Annotated in this window: 12 protein-coding genes; 10 read left to right on the forward strand and 2 right to left on the reverse strand. The window is 65.9% G+C overall.

Going from position 1 to position 21,619, the window contains the following annotated elements:
• Positions 1-123: 123 nt before the first annotated feature.
• The 10 genes from tssM (at position 124) to BM252_RS30350 (ending at position 19,172) form a co-directional block, all read left to right on the forward strand.
• Positions 124-4,086: a type VI secretion system membrane subunit TssM gene (gene tssM, locus BM252_RS20265; protein ID WP_093389597.1), complete on the forward strand. Its 3,963-nt coding sequence runs from the start codon at positions 124-126 to the stop codon at positions 4,084-4,086.
• Complete coding sequence (gene tagF, locus BM252_RS20270; RefSeq protein WP_093389489.1) at positions 4,083-5,051, forward strand: type VI secretion system-associated protein TagF; 969 nt, start codon at positions 4,083-4,085, stop codon at positions 5,049-5,051. Before tssM ends, tagF begins: the two co-directional genes overlap by 4 nt.
• A gap of 19 nt (positions 5,052-5,070) precedes the next feature.
• Complete coding sequence (locus BM252_RS20275) at positions 5,071-5,847, forward strand: OmpA family protein (protein WP_093389490.1); 777 nt, start codon at positions 5,071-5,073, stop codon at positions 5,845-5,847.
• Between the two features lie 55 nt (positions 5,848-5,902).
• Positions 5,903-7,744 carry a type VI secretion system baseplate subunit TssF gene (tssF, locus tag BM252_RS20280; protein ID WP_093389491.1) on the forward strand — a complete coding sequence of 614 codons (1,842 nt, stop codon included), beginning with the start codon at positions 5,903-5,905 and terminating at the stop codon, positions 7,742-7,744.
• The gene (gene tssG / locus BM252_RS20285; protein WP_093389492.1) at positions 7,708-8,775 is read left to right on the forward strand and encodes a type VI secretion system baseplate subunit TssG; all 1,068 of its coding nucleotides are present in this window, start codon (positions 7,708-7,710) and stop codon (positions 8,773-8,775) included. Before tssF ends, tssG begins: the two co-directional genes overlap by 37 nt.
• 106 nt (positions 8,776-8,881) lie before the next feature.
• Positions 8,882-11,062 (forward strand): type VI secretion system Vgr family protein, encoded by a 2,181-nt coding sequence (locus BM252_RS20290; protein ID WP_093389493.1) that lies wholly within the window; start codon positions 8,882-8,884, stop codon positions 11,060-11,062.
• An 86-nt stretch (positions 11,063-11,148) separates the two neighbouring features.
• The gene (locus BM252_RS20295) at positions 11,149-12,480 is read left to right on the forward strand and encodes a DUF2169 family type VI secretion system accessory protein (RefSeq protein ID WP_174900601.1); all 1,332 of its coding nucleotides are present in this window, start codon (positions 11,149-11,151) and stop codon (positions 12,478-12,480) included.
• A gap of 6 nt (positions 12,481-12,486) precedes the next feature.
• Complete coding sequence (locus tag BM252_RS20300; protein ID WP_093389495.1) at positions 12,487-17,733, forward strand: RHS repeat-associated core domain-containing protein; 5,247 nt, start codon at positions 12,487-12,489, stop codon at positions 17,731-17,733.
• Between the two features lie 2 nt (positions 17,734-17,735).
• Positions 17,736-18,194 (forward strand): hypothetical protein, encoded by a 459-nt coding sequence (locus tag BM252_RS30345; RefSeq protein WP_139236639.1) that lies wholly within the window; start codon positions 17,736-17,738, stop codon positions 18,192-18,194.
• Positions 18,195-18,530: 336 nt separating this feature from the next.
• Positions 18,531-19,172, forward strand: coding sequence for a hypothetical protein (locus BM252_RS30350; protein WP_174900602.1), 642 nt, complete (start codon positions 18,531-18,533; stop codon positions 19,170-19,172).
• 135 nt (positions 19,173-19,307) lie between these two features.
• Here the strand turns inward: BM252_RS30350 and BM252_RS20305 are convergent, their stop codons facing one another.
• Both BM252_RS20305 and tssK read right to left on the reverse strand, forming a co-directional pair.
• Complete coding sequence (locus BM252_RS20305; protein WP_245774356.1) at positions 19,308-20,252, reverse strand: DotU family type IV/VI secretion system protein; 945 nt, start codon at positions 20,250-20,252, stop codon at positions 19,308-19,310.
• Complete coding sequence (tssK, locus tag BM252_RS20310) at positions 20,249-21,595, reverse strand: type VI secretion system baseplate subunit TssK (protein ID WP_093389496.1); 1,347 nt, start codon at positions 21,593-21,595, stop codon at positions 20,249-20,251. The genes BM252_RS20305 and tssK overlap by 4 nt, the downstream gene beginning before the upstream one ends.
• Positions 21,596-21,619: the final 24 nt, after the last annotated feature.

Below are 21,619 nucleotides of genomic sequence, written 5' to 3' on the forward strand. Positions count from 1 at the left end.
CGCTTGGCCCTTGCGATCATTGTTTTCGGTCAAGAAATCGCCGCATCGAAGGTGGCACCATGGCTCGGTCTGCCCGGCCAGTCGCCGCGCCCGTTCCCAGCCCACCTTGCGAGCCCGCCCATGATGCGACGAATCTGGATTTTCCTGACCGACCGGCGCTACTGGGCCGTGATGGGCTTTGTCGCCCTGGCGGTGGTGTTCTACTTCGGCGCCGAGCGGCTGGAGCTGGCGCTGATCTGGGCCGTTGCCGGAATGGCGCTGGCGTTGTTGTTGTGGGTGGTGGTGTGGTTGGCGCGGCGCGGCTACGCCAAGCGCGAGGCGCAGTTGCTGGGCGACGCCATCAGCAGCCAGGCCGCCGCCGAGGCGGCAGCGGCGGCGGCCGATCCGGCGGCGCCGCCGGAGCGGGCCGAGGTCAAGCTGCTGCGCGAGAACATGCTGAAGGCCATCGCCACCATCCGTGGCTCCAAGCTGGGGCAGAGTTCCGGCGCGCGCGCCCTGTACGAGCTGCCCTGGTACATGATCATCGGCAATCCGGCGGCCGGCAAGAGCAGCGCCGTCACCAATTCCGGCCTGCAGTTCCCCATCGCCGAGGCCAAGGTGGTGCGCGGCGTGGCCGGCACCCGCGATTGCGACTGGTTCTTCACCACCGACGGCATCCTGCTCGACACGGCCGGCCGCTACTCGGCCGAAGAGGGCGACCGCGCCGAGTGGTGCGGCTTCCTCGACCTGCTGAAGAAGTACCGCAAGCGGGCGCCGATCAACGGCATCATCATCGCCGTCAACGTCTCCGAGCTGCGCGGCGGCAACCCGGAGGCCAGCATAGCGTTGGCGCGCAAGCTGCGCCAGCGCGTGCAGGACCTGATCGAGCGGCTGGAGGTGTTCGCGCCGGTGTATGTGTTGTTCACCAAGGCCGACCTGCTGGCCGGCTTCGGCGACTTCTTTGGCCGCGCCGAGCGCAGCGAGCGCGAGCGCGCCTGGGGCGCCACCATGCCCTACAAGCGCAAGGCCAGCAGCCAGCAAGTGCTGAGCTTCTTCGAGCACAGCTTCGACGAGCTGTGCGCCGGCGTGCAGGAGCTCAGCCTGGCCAACATGGGGCGCGGCCGGCGCGAGCACATGGCGGCGGGCGTGTTCACTTTTCCGATCGAGTTCGCCAGCTTGAGGGTGTCGCTGCGCGCCTTCCTGGCCACCTTGTTCGAGGAGAACGCCTTCCAGTTCAAGCCGGTGTTTCGCGGCTACTACTTCACCAGCGCGCTGCAGGAGGGCGTGCCGGCCAGCGACGAGTCGCTGCGCATCGCCCGCCGCTTCGGCCTGAAGGCGGCCCAGGAGCCGGCCGGGGAGCCGCCGGCGCAGTCCGGCTACTTCCTGCTCGACCTGTTCCGCAAGGTGATCTTCGCCGACCGCGACCTGGTGTCGCAGTACGCCAGCAAGAACAAGCTCCAGCTGCGCTACGCCGCCTTCTTCGCCGCCGTGATCATGCTGGGCGTGTCGCTGGGCGGCTGGAGCTGGTCTTATTTGGGCAACCGCCAGTTGGTCAGCAATGTGCGGGCCGACCTGGACAAGATCGTCAAACTGCAGGACCGGCGGCTGGACCTGCAGTCGCGCTTGGAGGCGCTGGATATCTTGCAGGACCGCATAGAACAGCTCGATACCTACCGGCGCGAGCGGCCGTGGTCGCTGCGCATGGGGCTGTACCAGGGCGAGTTGTTGGAGCGCAAGCTGCGCGAGGAGTATTTCGCCGGCGCGCGCGAGGTCATGCTCAAACCGGTGGTCGGCGGCCTGGAGGCCCTGCTGGCCGAGATGAACGCCAACGCCGACCAACTGCGCCCGGCCGGCCGGGGCGCGGCGGCCGTCGGCGCGGTGGGCGGCCCGCTGCCGGCGGTGGCCACGGCTGCTGCTATGGCCACGGCTACAAATGCGGCTGCGGCCACGGCCACAGCCACGGCTGGCAACGCTGCGCCGACGCCAGCCGGCGCGCCGGTCGCGTCGCATGAGGCCGCGCAAGCCGGCAGGGCGCCCACCTCGGCCGAGCCGGCCCCGGGCGGGGCGGCGGCCCCGATCGCGGCCCCGGCCGCCGCACCGCTGGCCGCCTCGTCGGCCTCCCCGCGCCAGTTCCTGGACGCCTCGCCGACCAACGTCGAGGACGCCTACAACGCCCTGAAGACCTACCTGATGCTGGTCGACAAGTCCCACGCCGAGCCCAGCCACCTGAACGACCAGATGACGCGCTACTGGCGCGGCTGGCTGGAGGCCAACCGTGGCGCCATGCCGCGCGAGCAACTGATCCGCAGCGCCGAGCGGCTGATGACCTTCTACCTGGGCCAGATCGGCGACACCAGCTGGCCGCGCGTCGAGCCCCGGCTGGCGCTGGTCGACCAGGCGCGCGAGAACCTGCGCCGGGTGGTGCGCGGCATGCCGGCGCGCGAGCGCGTCTACGCCGACGTGCGGGCGCGCGCGGCGACCCGCTTCCCCGGCGTGACGGTGGCGCGCATCGTCGGCGAGCAGGACCAGGCCTTGCTGGCCGGCAGCCACGCCGTGGCCGGCGCCTTCACCCGCGAGGCGTGGGAGAAATACGTCAACGCCGCCTTCAAGGAGGCCGCCACCCACGAGCTGCAAAGCGCCGACTGGGTGTTGAAGACCGCCTCCAAGGACGACCTGACGCTGGAGGGCAGCCCGGAGCAGATCCACAAGGGCCTGGTCGACCTGTACAAGGCCGACTACGCCCGGGAGTGGCTGAAGTTCGTCCAGGGCGTCAGCGTCGCCGACTTGAACGGCTTCAACGGCGCCGTCAGCGCGATGAACCGGCTGGGCGACCCGCAGTCCTCGCCGATCGCCAAGCTGCTCACCACGATCTACGAGCAAACCTCGTGGGACAACCCGACCCTGATGAACGCCGACATGCGGCAGGCCCGCAGCGGCGCGGTGGAGTGGGTCAAGAACCTGTTCTCGCGCAACGCGCCGTCCGGCCTGGGCGGCGTCAACGTCAACCTGCAGCTGGACCAGAGCAAGCTCGACAAGCCGATGGGGCCGATCGGCCGCGAGTTCGCCGGCGTCGGCAAGCTGGTCTCGGCGCGCGACAAGGACGCCTCGCTTATGCGCTCCTACATGGAGGCGCTGTCCAAGCTGCGCAGCCGGCTCAACCAGTTGAAGAACCAGGGCGACCCCGGCCCCGGCGCGCGCCAGTTCATGCAGCAGACGCTCGAGGGCAGCGGCTCCGAGCTGGCCGAGGCGCTGCGCTACGTCGACGAGCAGATGCTCACCGGCATGAGCGACAGCCAGAAGCAGGCCATCCGGCCGATTTTGGTGCGGCCGCTGATGCAGACCTTCGCCGTCATCATCGGCCCGGCCGAGGCCGAGCTCAACAAGACCTGGCTGGCCCAGGTGTACGAACCGTTCCAGCAGTCGCTGGCCAACAAGTACCCGTTCGCGCCCAACTCGCGGGTGGAGGCCAGCGGCGCCGAGATCGCCCAGTTCTTCGGCCCGGACGGCCTGATCGCCAAGTTCGTCGGCACGGCGATGGGGCCGCTGGTGGTGCGCCGTGGCGACGTGCTGGCGGCGCGCACCTGGGCCGACATGGGCATCGTCCTGCAGCCGCAGGTGGTGGCGCGCTTCCCCGGCTGGATCGCGCCGGTCGGCGCCGGCGGCGTGGCCACCGCCTCGGCGGCGGCGCAGACGGTGTTCCAGATCCAGCCGATGCCGGCGCCCGGCACGCTGGAGTACACCGTCGAGATCGACGGCCAGCAGCTGCGCTACCGCAACACGCCCGCGCAGTGGAGCAACATGGTCCATCCCAGCCCGCAGGGCGCGCCCGGCGCGCGCATCACGGCGGTGGCCTTCGACGGCCGCAGCGTCGAGCTGTTCAACGAGCCGGGCCAGTTCGGCCTGAAGCGCATGATCGACGCCGCCGCCAAGAAGCGCAAGGAGGGCGGCGTCTACGAGCTGCGCTGGAGCAACGGCGCGATCACCGTCGCGCTCGACCTGAAGATCACCAGCAGCCCGGAGACCAGCGGCGCCGGCGCCGCCCAGCCGCAGGAGCAGGGCTTCCGTGGCATGCGCCTGCCAGAGACCATCGTCGGGGCGGCTAAATGAGCCGCGCGCCGCAACGCATCCGGGTCGGCTACTTCGGCAAGATCGCCAGCCGCAGCGACTTCGTCAAGGCGGCCGACAACCCGGCGCTGGTCGAGCTGCTCGACCAGTGGCTGGCCGGGGCGATGAGCCAGCTCACCGCCGAGCCGCGCTGGAAGCAGTACTACGACGCGCTGGCGCCGCTGCACTTCGCCTTCGTCGGCACGCGCAGCCGGCGCGCCGTGGCCGGCCACCTGGTCTCCAGCGGCGACCAGGCGCAGCGCCGCTACCCCTTCCTGGTGATGTGCGCGCTCGAGGTCGCCGCGCCGGCCGCCTTCGTGCCGCTCAGCCCGCTGGTGCTGGCGCCGCTGTGGCTGACCCTGGCGCCGCTGGCCGGCCAGGTGCTGGCCGCCGCCGAGCCGGCCGCGCCGCTGCACGCGCTGGCCGGCGCGGTGCTCGAGCTCGATCCGGCCAGCGCCGAGCACGAGGACGGCTTCCTGCACTTCCTCGACCGCCACAACCTCGCCGCCCTGCGCGCGATGCTGGGGCGCCGCGAGGTGCGCCGGATGATCCTGGCCGTCGGCCTACTGCTGCAGCCGGTGCGCGCCAGCGACGCGGCGCGGCTCGAGCGCGGCCTGGCCCTGCCGCTGCCGCAGGAGGAGCGCTACCGCTTCCCCGTCGCCGCGTTCTGGCTGGCGCTGGTCGGCCCCTTCCTGCAGCAGGGCGACTTCGAGCTGGGCCTGTTCTTCACCGCGCTGAACGGCCGGCCGGCGCTGGTGCTCGGCTTCGGCGGCGCCGCGCCGGACACGCTGCGCGCCATCATCGACCCGCACTGCGCCGCCGAGCAACTGATCGACTTCGAGCGGACCGAGTGGGTCGATGCCACCCTGGCCGAGCAGCCCGCCGTGCAGAAGTTGTCGAACTATCTGGAGCAGGACCAGCTGTCGCTGCGCTCGGTCTACGCGCTGTTCCACGAAGCCTTCGTTTGAGTCCGCCAGGAGTGTCGCCATGCGCTATCGAGCCAGTCTGTTGTCGCTTTGCCTGCTGGCCGGCGCCGGCGCCGCCCAGGTGCCGCCGCCGGCCACGCCCAAGCCGGGCCAGATCGTGGTCAACGGCACCGTGCCGGACGAGGCCAGCAAGGCCGCGCTGCTGGGCCGCCTGCGCGAGCTGTACGGCGCCGAGCGGGTGGTCGACCAGCTCGGCATCGGCAGCGTCTCGGTGCCGCCCAACTGGGGCGGCTATGTGCAAAAGCTGATCGGCCCCAACCTCAAGCTGATCAGCAAGGGCCAGGTCAAGGTCGACGGCAACAACGTCAGCCTGCGCGGCGAGGTGGCCAACGAGGCGCAGCGCCAGCAGATCGCCAGCGACATCGCCACCAGCCTGAACCCCACCTACACCGTCAACAACGGCCTGCGCGTCTCGGCCGCCGAGCAGAACCTGCTCGACCAGACGCTGGCCATGCGCATCATCGAGTTCGACAGCGGCAAGGCGACGCTGACCGCCTCCGGCCGGGGCATCCTCGACGAGATGGCGGCCGCCCTGCGCAAGGTGCAGGGCAAGAAGGTCGAGGTGATCGGCCACACCGACAACGTCGGCCTGCGCCAGAGCAACCTGGGGCTGAGCCAGGCGCGCGCCGAGGCGGTGCGCCTGTACCTGGGCGAGAAGGGCATCAGCCCGGACATGATCGCCGTCTCCGGCCAGGGCCCGGACCGGCCGGTGGCCGACAACGCCAGCGCCGACGGCCGCGCGCGCAACCGCCGCATCGAGTTCCGCATCGCCCAGTAGGGGGCGGCGGCGGTCCGCGCCGCCGCCTGTTTGCAGCGCACAAGAGGAGAAGACGATGGAGCAGTTGTTGCCCTACTACCAGCGCGAACTGGCCTGGTTCCGCGAAAATGGCCGCGAGTTCGGCGAGCGCTTCCCTGGCATCGCAGGCGAGCTGCTGATGTCCGGCGTCGCCTGCGAGGACCCGCACGCCGAACGGATGATCCAAGGCTGCGCGCTGCTCACCGCGCGCGTGGGGAAACGCCTGGACGACGACTACCCGCAGTTCAGCGAAACCTTGCTGGAAACGCTGTATCCGCACTATCTGCGCACCTTCCCCTCGTGTTCGATCGCCCAGCTCATCCTCGACGTGGCCGGCGGCAAGGACGCGAGCGCGGTGGTGGCGGTGCCGCGCGGCACCCTCATGCACACGGCGCAGGTGGCCGGCGTGCGCTGCCGCTTCAGCACCGCCAGCGCGATGACCGTCGCCCCCGTCAGGCTGGCCAGCGTGCGCTTCGATCCCATCATCAACGCGCCCGCCTCTGTGCGCCTGGCGCGGGACGCCAGCGCGGGCATCGATATCACCATCGAAACGGACGAGGCGGAGGGCTGGCAGCGGCTGGGCCTCGGACAATTGCGCGTCTTCATCGACGGCGAGCCCTCGTTCTGCGCGGCGGTGCGCGACGCTCTGTTCATGCGCGTTTGCGGCGCCTATGTCGATGCCGCCGACGGCGGCCCCTGGACCGCGCTGGAGACGTCGCCGATCCGCGCCGCCGGCTTCGACCAGGAAGACGCCCTGGTGCCCGTCGCCGCCCGCTCGCACCCGGCCTACCGCCTGCTGACGGAATACTTCGCCATGCCGGAAAAGTTCAACTTCTTCGACATCGCGTTCGACCAAATCACGCCGCTGCTGCCGGCGCGCTGCCGACGCTTCACGCTCCATCTGGCGCTGCGGCTGCGCGCCGACGCCAGCCTGGCGCGCACACTGGGCGGCCTGTCGGCGCAGAAGCTGTTGCTCAACTGCGTGCCGGTGGTCAACCTATTCAGGAAGGCCGGCTCGCCGGTGAAAATCTCGCATACCGCGCCGGACTACCCGCTGCTGGCGGACGGCCCGCACCCCGAGGCCTACGAAATCCATACCGTCGAGTCGGCACTGTTGATGAACACAGGCAAGAAAGAGCGGACCGCCCACCAGTTGCAGCCGTTTTACAGCCGCCACCACGGCCAGGGGGCGGCCAAGGACGCGCGCTACTGGGTGGTGCGGCGCGACGAGATGGTGGCCGAGCTCAGTCCCGGCCACGAATTGCGCATCGCCCTGGTCGACCACGACTTGACACCGATCGCCGCCGACATCCAAACGCTGTCCGTTGAATTCACCTGCAGCAACCGCGACCTGCCCAGCGCGCTTGTCTACGGCCAGCCCGGCGACGACATGACTGTCGACGGCCTGAACCAGACCGCCAGCGCGCGCTTCCTGCGCAAGCCGAGCGCCGCCTGCCGTTTCGACGCCGGTAACGGCGCCCATTGGCGGCTGATCTCGCACCTGTCGCTCAACCACCGCTCCTTGTCGTCCGTCGGCGTGGAGGAGTTCCGCCAGATGTTGACGCTGTACGACCTGCCGCGCTCGCCCATCACGCAGCGCCAGATCCAAGGCGTGGTCGGGCTGGAGTACAAGGTCGTCATGGCCTGGGTGGAGGGCACGCCTTGCGCCGCCCTGATGCCCGGCATCGAGGTGCGCATGACGTTGGACGAGGAGGCCTTCGTCGGCGGCGGCATCCACTTGTTCGCCCAGGTGGTCGACCATTTCTTCGGCCTGTACAGCCAGATCAATGTGTTCAGCCAACTGCTGGTCTTGTCGAAACGCAGCGGAGAGGAGTTGCTACGATGCCCACCGAGAAGCGGGGAAGCGCTGCTGGCGTGATGCAGCGCCTGTTCGACCGCCCCCATCAGTTCAAGTTCGTCCAGGCCGTGTGCCTGCTGGAGCGCTGGCTAGTCCAGCATGGCGTGCCGCGCGAGGCCGCGCTGACGCGATACGTGCGATTTCAGAACAGCATCTCGCTGGGCTTTCCCGCCAGCGAGATCGAGGCCCTGCTGCCGGAGCTCGGCGTGGCCGGCGGAAGCGAGGCCGACATGCTGGCCTCGCTGCACAGCGGCGCGCTCAAGCATATCCACATCACGCCCGCCTTCATCGGCTTCCTCGGCGCGCAGGGCGTGCTGCCCAACCACTATACCGAGCGCATCGCCGCCAAGTTCCACCTGGACAAGGACGCCGGACCGCGCGCCTTTTTCGATATGTTTTCCAACCGCATCGTCGCGCTGTTCTACCAGGCGTGGCGCAAATACCGGCTGGAACTGCCGCACGGCGCCGACGGCCAGGATGGCTTGCTGCCCTTGTTGCTGCTCCTGTCGGGCACGCCGGCCGGCAGCACCGGCCAGCCGGTGCCGGACGAGGTGGCCGCGTATTACGCCGCCGCCTTCCGCCAACGGCCGACCTCGCCGCTGCTCATCGAACGCGTGCTGGCCGACTATTTCGGCATTCCCGTCAAGGTCGAACCGAATCTGGGCCATTGGCAGAACATCGCGCCGGCCCTGCAGGCGCGGATGGGCGGCAAGATCGCCCGCCTGAACGTGAGCTGCCTGATCGGCCCGCGCACCTGGCGCCGCGACATGCGGGCGCGCATCAAGCTGGGGCCGCTGAGCAGGGCGCAGCACGCGCATTTCCTGCCCGATGGTGAAGGCGCCGCCGCGTTGAAGAACATGCTGTCGATGTTCGCCACGCCGACCCTGCAATACGAAGTGCGCCTGGTCCTGCGCGCAGCCGACATCGGCGGCGTCTGCCTGTCGCCGGCCGCCGACGGTGGCGGGGCGCGGCTGAACCGGGACGCCTTCCTGGCAGCCGGCCCCGGTGGCAGCGACCGCGACGACGCCTTCTACATCATCGACGCGTTGTGATTTCGCCTCACCGGCATCGGCCTTGCGCAGGCACAAGGCATTGCCGAGCTTGCTCGCTACAGTGCAATTTCGCCATCACGTATCCGAATGATAAGGAACAGCCACCATGAACCTGCTGCAAGGCGCCACCGAACTCATCGCCGCGTTCAGCGACGACCCGCAGGGCCAGCGCCTGCTGCGGCTGGAATTCCCCAACGAGGACGGCCCGCCAAGCATGATGCTGGCCAACGCCCTGGTCGCAGAAGAGACCGTCTCGCGCGACTTCATCTTCACCGTGGAGGTGCTGTCGGACGACGCCCGCATCCCCCTCAAACCGCTGATGGGCAAGATGGTCACCATCTCGCTGGTGCGCGACGACGGCAGCCTGCGCTATTTCAACGGCTACGTGTTCGCCTTCCGCATGCTCAAGACCGACGGCGGCTTCGCCTTCTACGAGATGGTGCTCAAGCCCTGGCTGGCCTTCCTGCGGTTGCGGCAGGACTGCATGGCCTACCAGAACCTGACGCTCACCGAGTTGTTCGATCAGATGTTCCTGAATTATGATCAGCGCGACTACCGCTACGATCTCGTCAGCCAAGCGCCTATGCTGAAGTTGGCGGTGCAGTACAACGAGAGCGACTACAACCATTTCCACCGCCGCCTCGAGGCCTGGCACGGCCACTATTTTTACGAGCACCGGCGGGACGGCCACACCCTCGTCATCGGCGACGACAGCACCTTGGCCGACCCCATCGACGGCGACGGCGTGATGGACTTCCAGAGCCAGGCCGGCGCGCTGGAGGACGACGGCGTGAGCCAGTGGAGCCCGGCGCGGCGGGTCGGCCAGGGCCGGGTGACGCTCAACAGCTACAACTTCAAGATCGCCGGCAGCGAGCGGCCCGAGCGCGACTCGATGAACCGCCAGGGCGACGTCGCCTCCTACGAGGTGTACGAGGACACCGGCGGCTATGGCTTCAAGAACTACCAGGACGGCGAGGCGGCGGCGCAGCGGCGCATGGAGGCGATCGACGCCCTGGGCCAGGACTTCGCCGCCGGCAGCAACGACCGCCGCGCCGAACCGCGCCGCTCGTTCAAGCTGGCCGGCCACTTCAGCGGCGGCTACAAGCCGGTCGGGCCCGGCGAGCCCTGCGGCGACAACGTGTCCGAGCGGGAATACCTGATCCTCTCGGTGCTCCACCGCGCCAGCAACAACTACCAGGACGGCAAGGGCGCCGCCTCGCACTACCAGAACACCTTCACCTGCCTGCGCAAGAACACCCCTTGGCGTCCGCAGCGCGGCTTCAACAGCCGCGACGTGCGCATCCACGGCATCCAGTCGGCCAGGGTGGTCGGCCCCCAAGGCGAGGAAATTTACACCGACGAATTCGGCCGGGTCCGCGTCCGCTTCCAATGGGACCGCAAGGGCAAGTCGGACCAGGCCAGTTCGCCGATGGTGCGCGTGATGACCGGTTGGGCAGGGGCGCGCTACGGCCAGATGCATATTCCGCGCATCGGCCAGGAGGTCATCGTGATGTTCATCGACGGCAACTGCGACCGGCCGATGATCATCGGCAGCGCCTACAACGACAGCAACATGCCGCCCTGGGAACTGCCGGCGAACAAGACGCAGAGCGGCATCCTGACGCGCTCGACCCGGGGCGGCAACCGCGAGACGGCCAACGCGCTGCGCTTCGAGGACAGGAAGGGCGCCGAGGAGGTCTGGCTGCACGCCGAGCGGGACCTGCGCGGCGAGGTCGAGCGCAACGAGTCGCACACGGTCGGCAACGACCGCCGCAAGACGGTGGGGCACGACGAAACGGTGGAGGTCAAGCACGACCGCACCGAGACCGTCGGCAACGACGAGAAGATCACCGTGCACGGCAAGCGCGGCGAGCGGGTCGACCACGACGAGGAGATCGACATCGGCGAGAACCGCAGCGAGACGGTCGGCCACAGCGAAAGCGTGACGATAGGCCGGCACAAATCGGAGCGGGTGGCGCTGACCAAGGAGGAGACCATCGGCCTGGGCAAGTCGCTGTTCGTTGGCGCGGTGTATCAAACCACCGTGCTCGGCGCGATGAACACCTCGGTCGCGATGGCGCAGACCGAGGAGGTGGCCTTGTCGAAGACGGTCATCGTCGGCGAGCGCAGCTCCTTGACCGCCACCGAGGAGCACACCATCACGGTGGGCAGCTCCGTGCTGACCATCACGCCAACGAGAATCGAGATCATGGCCGACGAAATCCTGATCAAGGGCCGCAAGAAGGTCGAGGTCCACGGCGACGACGTTGACAACAATCCGGGCTGACCATGGCCGACAACAATCCAGATGCGACGCCGGACGCGCCGGCCCGACCCGCCGCGCCCGATGCGGCGGACCTTGCCGTTGCCGGGTTGGCGTTCGACAACCGCACGCCCTATTCGGCCGTGCAGTTCGACATCGTCGACCAGCACGGCGGCGCCTTCCATGTCTTCGTCGCCAAGATAGGCTACGCCCTCGGTCCCTGCGACGCGCAGCGCTGGGCCAGCCTGACGGAACTCGCCGCGCCGGCCGAGCTGAACACGACGGACCGCCACGTCGACGACAACCCGGCCGCGAGCGTGCTGGAGGAAAGCGACCTGGCGCCGCACAAGCCGCGCTGCGACGTGATCGTCGTCGGCAGCGCCTACGCCCCGAAAGGTGTCGCAGTGGATGCGTTTCCCGTGCGGCTGGCCGTCGAGACCGCCGGCACCAAGGCCAAGCGGCTGGTCGACAAGGTGTTGGTCGTCAGCGGCGGGCGGCAGTTCCAGAAACGCGGCGTGTTGACGCGCCTGCTGGGCCTGCCCATCCGCCTGGCGACGCTGGGCCTGGCCTCGCTGGGGACCTGGACTTTAAGCCTGCCCGGCCGCCTGACGCAACTGCCCCTGCGCTACGAGTACGCCGAGGGCGGCCAGTGCCGCATCAACCGGGACGATCCGGCCGCCGCCAGGGTCGAGAAGAAATATCGGCTACCCGACTCGGCCAAGCCGCTGCAGCCCGGCGACGCCATCGCCCACGAGGCCTGCGATTCCAATCCGGTCGGCCGGGGATTCACCCGGCAATGGTTCCTCGCCGCCAGCCAGGCCAGCTCGGTGGACGCCGCGCAGATCACCCGCCGCGACAGTCCCTGCTCGGCCAAACAGTTCATGGCCTCCGCCAAGGGCGCGCCGTTGCCCGAGCCGGCAGGCTTCGGCGCCATCGGCCGCGCCTGGCTGCCGCGCCGGACGTTGATCGGGAAAATCGAGGAGAAGGCGCATCGGGCGGTGAACGAGATCCGCAACCTGCCGGCCGAGTTCGATTTCGGCTATTGGAATTGCGCCCCGCGCGACCAGCAGTGCGATTACCTACGCGGCCAGGCGCGGATCGCGCTCACCAACGTGTGTCGTCACGACGCGCCGTTCGCCTGGATCGACGAGGTCGGCAACACCATGCTGCGTCTCGTCCTGCCCCGGCAGGAACTGCTCGTCCTCGCCGCCAACGGGAACAAGGAATTGATCACGCTGCGGCTCGACCTCGACACCGTCTGCCTCAAGCCGGACGGCGCCCGGCTCGAGCTGGTTTGGCGCGGCAACCTGCCGAGCGAGCTCGGGATCGTCGCCGCCAGACTGATGCACATCACCGAGGCGGCGCAGATCGAACGGCTCGACATGCTGGTGCGGCACCAATGGGGCGGGGACGGCACAGCAGCCGCGCCCGCCGCCCGGTGATCCGCCATGGCCAACGAAACCGTCACCAAGTCCAAACGCTTCTATTGCGTCAGCCTGATCCCGGATATTTGCAAGACGCCGATCGGGCCGAGCACGCCGCCGATTCCCTATTCCATCATCGGCGAGTTCGCTGACGCCGTCGGCGCCTCGCCCAACGTCAAGTCGCAAAGCGAGCCGGTGATCTTGCACCAGCGCAGCTACATTCCCACCGTCAAGGGCGACGAGCCGGGCACCGCCGGCGGCATCAAGAGCGGCACCACCGGCAAGCGGGTCGAGACCAAGACCGCCAGCAGCAGCTACCGCGCCAACGGCAGCTACCTCGTGCAGGTGGGGCGCGAGGTGTGGATGAACGACAGGAACACCATCGGCAAGATCTATGAACGGGGCGGCGAGCTGCCGCGCAGCCGGCTGCAACAGATCAACGCCATGGTGGAGGAGAAGCTCGGCGAGCTGACGGCCGACGCGCGGGCCGGCTTGACACCCGCCGCGCAGGCGTACAAGGACAAGGTGTCGGCGAAGCTGCACAAGTCCGGGGCGGACACGATGGCGCTGGGGGGCGACATACTTACTAGCAGCGCGGTGATCGGGGGGGCTGGCGTGGTTGTGGCAGCAACAGGTGTCGGCGCTCCCGTCGCGGCCGCGATGGAGGCGACGGCCGCCACCGGTGCGGCCGTCGGCGGCATCACGACGGGAGCGGGAGCGGCGACCGACACCATTGCGACGGTATTGGACAGGGGCGCCGATTTTATTCTGACCGGCAAGGCTCCGGATGTCGTGTCCAGCGCGATCGACATCGGCACCAATTTGGCCGAAGCAGCCGTGTTCAGCAGACTAGGCGCGGCGGGTGGATGGCTGAAGAAAAAATTCCCATCGCTGGGCAAACTATTTAAGGACAAACCCGCCCCCGGCAAGAAATCCAACAAGCCGCCGCCGCCGCGCCCGCCGGACAAGCGCGACGGCGGCAAGACCACCAAGAAAAAGGACGAGAAGTCCGATCCGCCGTCCGACTGTTGCCCGAAGAACGCCGCGCCCGGCAAGAAAAAGGTGCGCAGCAGGCACCCGGTGCACTTCGGCACCGGCGAGGAAATCCTGCACCAGGCCGACTTCGTGCTGGAGGGCGCCGAGCCGCTGGTGTGGACGCGCTGCTACCGCTCCAGCGCGGCGACGCAGGACTGGGGCCTGCTGGGCGCGCGCTGGTCGACGCCGTTCACCACCAGCCTGTCCGTCTGCGCCGCCGGCGTCGTCTACCACGACGAGGCCGGCCGTGCGCTGCGCCTGCCGGCCGTCGCCATCGGCCAGCCGCACGACAACCGCAAGGAAGGCTTCGTCGTGGCCCGCGCCAGCGCCACCGAGTTCACCCTCACCTGGCGCGACGGCAGCGTCGACACCTTCGCGCGCGGCGCCGACGGCTGGCTGCCGCACGGCTACCAGGGCGTCAACGCGATGCGGCCCGCTTCCGCGCCGCTGCCGGTCGAGCGCTACCTGCTGCGCCGCAGCGCCGGCCGCGACGGGCGCGGCTTCAGCGTCGAGCACATCGCCGACGCCGAACCGGGCACCGTGCTGCTGCGCGTGCGCGTCGACGACGGCCACGTCGTCGAGGCCATGCGCGCGGCGATGCCGGGCCGCCAGCCCGCGTCGGCGAAGGCCGTGGAGGCCGAGCGGGCGCGGCCGCCGCGCATCGGCCGGGTCGAGGAGGTGCGCGCCGACGGCACGCGCATCCGCCACGTCCGGTACCACTACGAGGTCGAGGACGGCGACACCCCGGCCGGCGCGGCAGCGACCGCAACGGCAACGGCAACCGCAACCGCGACAACGCCGCCCCAACGGCACAACCTGGCGCGCCAGACCGACGTGACCGGGGCCAGCCGGCACTACGAGTACCGCCACCACCTGCTGACCCGCTACACAAGCTACTCCGGCTTCGCCCACGGCCTGCGCTGGACCAGCCAACAAGCCCTGCTGGAACGCTGGAGCGGCAACCCGCTCGACGAGCCAAGCCTGCTGGAGCAGTTCCCGATCACCTTGGACAACAGCCACCGCGCGCGCGCCGTCGCCACCACCACCGCCGACGGCCGCGACCAGGTCCAGATCGCCTACCTCGACGCCGACACCAGCCGCGTCGTCGAGGCCAACGGCGGCGTCCTCGACTACCGCTTCGACGCCAACTGGCTGGCCACCGAGGTGCGCCGCGTCAACGCCGCCACCGGCGCCGCCAAGTCGCTCGGCCGGCGCGAATGGGACCGCGACGGCATGCTGCTGGCCGAGGTCGACGGCGCCGGCAACACCTCGCGCTACGCCTACGACGCCGCCGGCAACGTCACCACGGTGACCGACGCGCGCGGCGACCGCAGCACAATAGACTACGACGCCGGCAACCAGCCCGTCGCCGTCGTCGACGCGCTGGGCAACACCACCCGGCACAGCTACGACGCGCAGGGCCGCCTGCTGTCGACCACCGACGCGCTGGGGCACACCACCCGCTACAGCTACGACCAGCGCGGCCGGCTGGCCCAACTGACCGACGCCAAGGGTGGCAGCAAGACTTTCAGCTATGACCGCGCCGGGCGCCTGTCCAGCCACACCGACTGCTCCGGCTACGAGACCCGCTACAACTACGACGCCAACAACCGCCTGGGCGCCGTCACCGACGCGCTAGGCAACGAGGTGGGCTACCAGTACGACCGGCTGGGCCGGCTGCAAACGCTGACCCGCGAGGACGGCACGCAGGAACACTTCGCCTACGACATCGAAGGCAAGCTGCTCGCCCACACCGACGCCAACGGCGCCCGCACGCGCTACGCCTACAACGGCCACGGCATGCCCGTCGAGCGCGTCGACGCCCTGGGCGGAACGCTGCGCTACGGCTACGACCTGGCGTTGCAACTGGTCGAGCTGGTCAACGCCAACGGCGACAGCTACCGCTTCGCCTACCACGAGGAGGGCTGGCTGACGGCCGAGACCGGCTTCGACGGCAAGACCACCAGCTACACCTACGACCGCGCCGGCCAACTGTCGGCGGCCGACAGCGCCGGCCAGCGCACCGAGCTGCTGCGCGACGGCCTCGGCCAGCTGCTGGTGAAGGTCACCGCCGACGGCCCGGTGCGCTACGCCTACGACGCGCTGGGCCGGCTGGTCGCCGTGACGGCGCCGCACGCCGAACAGCGCTACCGCTACGACGCGCTGGGGCAACTGCTGGAGGAGCGCGGCGCCTACTATTCGACACCGGTCGCCGACACGGTGGCCGTCGACGTGGGGGCCGCCGCCGAGCGCGTCGCCGACCACGTGTTCGCCACGACGCACGTCTACGACGAACTCGGCAACCGGGTCCAAACCGTGCTGCCCAACGGCCGCCAAGTCGACACGCAGCGCTACGGGTCGGGCCACTGGCACGGCGTGCTGTGGCAGGGCACCTCCGTCATCGATGTGGAGCGCGACCGGCTGCACCGGGAGAAGCGACGGAAACTGGGCACCGGCAAGCAGCGGATGGACGGCCGCCGCGGCTACGATCCCCAGTCGAGGCTGGTCGAAATGACGCTGCGCATGGGTCCCGTGGCCTCCGACGTGTACGCCCTGCGCGAACGCCGCTTCGAGTACGACCGCGCCGGCAACCTGACGCAGATGCGCCACGGCTGGCACAGCCGCGACGAGACCCTGGGCACCTTCACCTACACCTACGATCCGCTGGGGCAACTGCTCTCGGCGGGACAGCGCGACCTGGACGAGGTCTTCGCCTTCGATCCGGCCGGCAACCTGCTCGATCCGGGGCCGGAGCGCAGCGCATGGGAGCGGCAGACTTCCGCCTGGCAACAGCAGCCGCCGCCTGCGCCGATGGCGCCCGTCACCCACAACCTGCTCAAGCGATATCGGGACACCAGCTACGAGTACGACGGGCAGGGCAATACGGTCAGGAAGAGCTTCGGCCAAGCCGGGAGCATCTATGGGGCGACAGAGCTTGAACTGAGCTACGACGCCGAGAACAGGCTGACCCGCGCGGTCAAAACCGGCTACCACTCGCGGCATAGCGCGCAGTATATTTATGACGCCTTCTCGCGCCGCATCGCCAAGCGGGTGACCGAGGAGCGTTGGAGCGATAAGCAGGAGCGCGACACCGAACCGGCCGCCAAAACCACCCACCACGTGGCGCTGTTCGTCTGGGACGGCGATGCGATGGTGCAGGAACTACGGCAAGACGACACGGTCACATACTTGTACGAACCGGACAGCTTCGTGCCGCTGGCACGGATCGCGTCGGCCGGCGGCTTCGCCCTGGACGAGGACGCGGCGCGGGCCGAGGCCCTTGCACCCGGCGCCGGCGGGAGCGCGGCCTTCCATCTAGCGCGCATCGCCTCGTGGCATCTGCCGAGCGTCAACGGCGACAAGGAGAAACAGGCGGCGACGGCAACGGCGGAGGCCGCCGCCGAGGAGCTGCACCTGGCCGCCCGGCGACAGCTCGAAGCGGCCGCCAACGACGCGGCGCCACGGGACCGCATCGATTTGTACAGCTGCGACCACCTGGGCACGCCGCGCGAGATGTTCGACGCGCAAGGCCGTACGGTCTGGAGCGCGAAGTACAAGGCCTGGGGCAGGGTTTTCGAGGAGAAAAATCATGGGATCGAGCAACAGCTGCGATTCCAAGGGCAGTATGCGGATGCCGAAACGGGGCTGCACTACAACCGCTATCGGTACTATGACCCGGAAGCAGGGCGCTACCTTACCCAAGATCCAATCGGGTTGCTCGGGGGCGTGAACGGCTATTCTTATGCGCTGAACCCCACAGGCTGGATTGATCCTTTAGGATTAAGAAATAAGTGCAATAGGAACTCAGCATGCGATCCATGTGACGGCATCAATCCATCTGCTGAGGCAAGGGCATGGCAAGGCGAAGGTGATTATCCAGGAATAGATAAATACAAAAATAAAGTCGTAAAAAAAGGAACTGTTTTCTATGCACTTACGCATGCCAAGCAACTGACCACACCATCGTATTTCACAAATGGAAAATCACTGGCCTCAGCGAATTGGAAGACAGATAAAATTACAGCCCTCCTACAAGTCAAGAGTTCGTTAACGGTTCCGGGCGCATACGCCCCAAGAAATCAGGTTAGGAAATTTATTGTAAATCGCGATATTTGTGTTGCAACTGGCATAACAGCTGGAAATGGGCAATATGGCTCAGGCGGTGGCCATCAGTTTTTCATACCAGAGAATCAGAAAAATGGACTTACGCCGGGAAACATTATTTTATTGAGGTAAGCATGAATATAGATATAGATACAGGAGGAATTTTTGAGGGCGGCAATGCTATTTTTTGGAAAGGCATGACTGAGAAGGATGTGCTATTAATTGATTCCATTGAATTATCAGATTTTTTAAGAAGGAAGAGGATGTCTTTCTGCCACATTGAGACTCCGCTTGTAATATTTGGATTAATATTTTCTATTTCCATTGTATTTCAAGACTCAATAATTAAGAAAATAGAATTAAGATTAGATGATAGTTGTGGTTGTAGTGGTATAGGCAGTGCTGGTATTGAGTCGGGGCAAGATCCTCTCGGTGCGATGAAACGTTTTTTTTTAAAACTGCTATCAAAAATTGAGAATATAGCGCCAAATATTGTATTTCTTCCAGAAGTCGGATTTCGCCATAAATGGGGGAAGATAGTAGTTATTGAAAACATCAAAAACTTCGATTGCTACATAGTGATCGAATATTGAGATCTGATGCAGCGCTATTTTTGAATAAAAATTACGGTAAATTATAGAGTTATGTTTAAGATATAGATTGAGTAATATTATATGGCAGTTGTGATTTCAATTTTCCGTATCGACTTTGAAGAAGTGAAATATTTAACATTGCTCATCTTTGGTTTCAAGTAGAGATTGACAAAACTATAAAATATAGTGATCGTGGAATTAAGTGATTTTTGAATTAATGATGAAATGTCAGAATTTTCAACAATAAGTTGTAACGGTTGCCAAAAGATACGATGCTAAATAGAGTGTCTTATGCTACGTAAATAGAATTAACAAATTAGTATTTTGTTTCTATAAGTGAAAAAAATTCAATTATTGAAAATGTTTCTTGAGAATGAAATGAAAAAAAATATCGTCAAAATAAATTTACGTGAACGTCTCCTCTGTAGATCCAGTCTCGAGGATTTTATGCTGGAAGAATCCTCACTGAATGACGGTGTCGCCGGAAATACTATTTGCGAACGATTGAGCGCTGCATTCAATGCGACTGAAAATGCACAAGAAAAAATTCAATTATTATACTTATTTAGAAAAGAGAACTGCAAGATTCCCGGTGCAAGCGATAAGAAATATAATGGAATTGTGATAGAGTTTGGCACAAATTCCGGGGTCGACGCGCTCGCGGTTTATTCGGATCTACAAGGGGGCTGGTTTAGTGGCAAAGATAACAACCTATTAGAGTTCGCTATTTCCGGGCATGCGGAGTCTGTCTACCGACAATTGCGTGATGCGGCAGATCGTGCCATTTTGCAGACTACGTCACATCCTACTGATGTTCCAGGCCCGCCGCCCCCGGGGAATATATTGATCAATTTCCTCTCTGAAACTGGTATTTCATTTGGAGGGGGCGCGAGTCGTGATGTAGCGTCGGATAGGTTCGGTGGTCCAATAATTCATGCGGCGTTGCAGTTGCGGAAGCTAGTTCTTGGCATGAATTAGGCAGGGCAGCAGCGCCTCGTTTGAGGTGTGTGACTGGGCCACTGGTTTCAATTAGAACAACTACCGGGACGGCGAACGGAATTCGTCCCGTAGACGACATTGTCGCTCTATAACAAATCCCATCGAGAATCGCAATCAAGGCAAGGTAATCGTCACATTCGCCGGCGGCGGCGCCAGCTTGACCAGGTCCGTATACCCCGCCAGGCTGTCCTGCGTCGAGTGCCTCAGCGAGGACTCCAGGCCGGCGTAGGCGCCCAATCCAATCAATGCGAACACCGCCGACAAGGCCCACAGCGGCAAGTCGCTGCGCAGCTTGTTGACGATCTGGTCGGGCCGCTCGGCCTGCGGCGCGAAGCCGCGACTCTTGCCCTTGATGTGGACGATCTCGTCGCCCACGCGGGCGGTGATGTAGGCGAGCTTGTCGATGGTGTCTTCCGTAAAGCGGCCGTGGAATCCCAGCAACAGGCACATGTGGAATACCTCCAGCGCCTGCAGGCGCATGCCGCCCTTGCTGCGCAGCGTCTCCAGCTGTTCGAAGAAGTATTCGCCGGCATGTTGATCGCGGAACACTTTCAATTGCAGTGGCTGGCTCTCGCACGCCTCGCGCAGGCTGACGCTGGAGTTCAGCATGAACTCGTCGAAGGTCGCACAGAAGGCGAATTTGGCGGCGTCGATATCCTCGCCGGGAATCTGTAGCTTGCGCGCCTCGCGGTCGAAGTCGGCCAGGAAGGAGACGATATTGTGTACGAAGGGGCTGCGCTTGCGCGACTTGCGCGCCCCGACTCGTATTGCTGAACCGGGCTTGGCGGCCCGCTCGGCGACGCTGGCTGCGCCGTCGGCGGCAAGCGCCTTGCTGCTGGTGGCGGCGTCTGCCTCGGCGTCTCCATCGCCATCGCCATCGCCTTCAGAGTCGGAGAGCGCGGTGGCGCCGTTCAGCACCAGGAACAGCGCGTAGAAGCCTTCGTGCATCAGGTCGACCAGCGTTGGCGGATGGCCGCTGTCCAGGCGCGTGTCGCGGGTCTGCCGGCGCTGGCCGCCCAGCAAGGTGGGGTTGGTGCGCCGTTCGGTATGGGAAGTCATGCGGTCACCGCGATCAGTTCGATTTGTAGGTCGTCGATGCCGTCCGGAATATAGAGCGAGATCGCCTGTGCCTTCAACATCTGTTCATAGAGCACGCTCTTGTTGTCGAGCGCGAAGTAGTAGGTGTCCGGCTGCACGGGGATGGCGGCCGGCACGCGCGCCGCGTGCACCAGCTTGATGCCCGACAGGGACGACAACACGCATCTTTCGAGGTCGTCCGGTCCGCCCAACTTGATGTGTCGGGGCACCGTATCGACCAGCTCGAGCGCGGGCAACGCGGCGCTGACGGCCAGGTAGAGCGTGGTGGCGTGGTCGATCTTGCCGGAGTCGAGCCTGCCGCCGTAGTAGTAGGGCTTGGTTTCCTCCAGCGCGATGGAAAAGCATTTGGTGGAGATCACCGTGGTGAGCAGCTCGCGGATGATCGTGTCCAGCTGTCCAAAGCAGCGGCCGAGATCGTTGTGCTGGTACTTGGGCAGGTCGCTCAGCGTGTAGCTCTTGGAGTAGGTCATCAGGGCGCCCGCCAACCCCAGCAGCGCTTCGAACAGGCGCTCGGGATGCAGCTCCGGGTGGTGCATGTAGTGCGTCAAGGTGGCGGCGGCGGTGCTGGCGGTGTGCAACAGCCAGAACGAGGAGACGTCGCCGGAGCGGAATTCGATCACATTGCGGCTCGGTTCGCGCATGTTTCCCAGCAGCGCGTTGACCTTGGCTTGCAGCGCTTCCATCAATTGTTTCAGCTGCGCTGCCAACTGGGGCGCGCTGTGCACCGCCACGCTGGGCGGGACGAAGCTCGGGTCCAGCTCGAAGCCGCCCGTCACCGTGCGGCGCAGCTTGATGATCGGAAAGCTGTCGTAGGCGCCGAGCGGCTCGCGGTCGGACACCAAGCGCATGGTTTTCCTCAGGTAGCGGATCTGCTCGACCTCGCCCTCGGTGAACAAGTCCGAGGTGGCCCGTCCCACTTGGCTGAAGCGCGCGCCGCCGTGCTGCTGGCCCGCCACGGCGACGTTGTCGCCGTCGATGTTGAGCATCGGCAGGGCGGCGTGGTAGGTGATCTCCTGCACCTCCGAGGGCAGGGCGGCCAGATCGATCGGCGGCGGCAAGGGCTCGCTGTTCGGCGCGTCGGCGAAGTCGCCGCTGCGGAAAAACGCCGACAGCGCCGTCGCCTCCAGCTTGTTGGCCGCGAGCGAGTCCAGATTCCACTCCACCCGCTGCACGCCCCACAGGAACGGGTTTAGCGCGTGGGCGGTCTGGCGCAGGCGCGACTCGTGGTACAGGTCCTGCTGCTGGAATTGTTGAGCACGCAAGTAATCGGCGGCGCCCCACAATACTTTCAACGGATTGCTCATGCTCCCTCCTTGGAATGAACTTTC

It is taken from the genome of Rugamonas rubra (genome assembly GCF_900114705.1).
GTDB lineage: Bacteria > Pseudomonadota > Gammaproteobacteria > Burkholderiales > Burkholderiaceae_D > Rugamonas > Rugamonas rubra.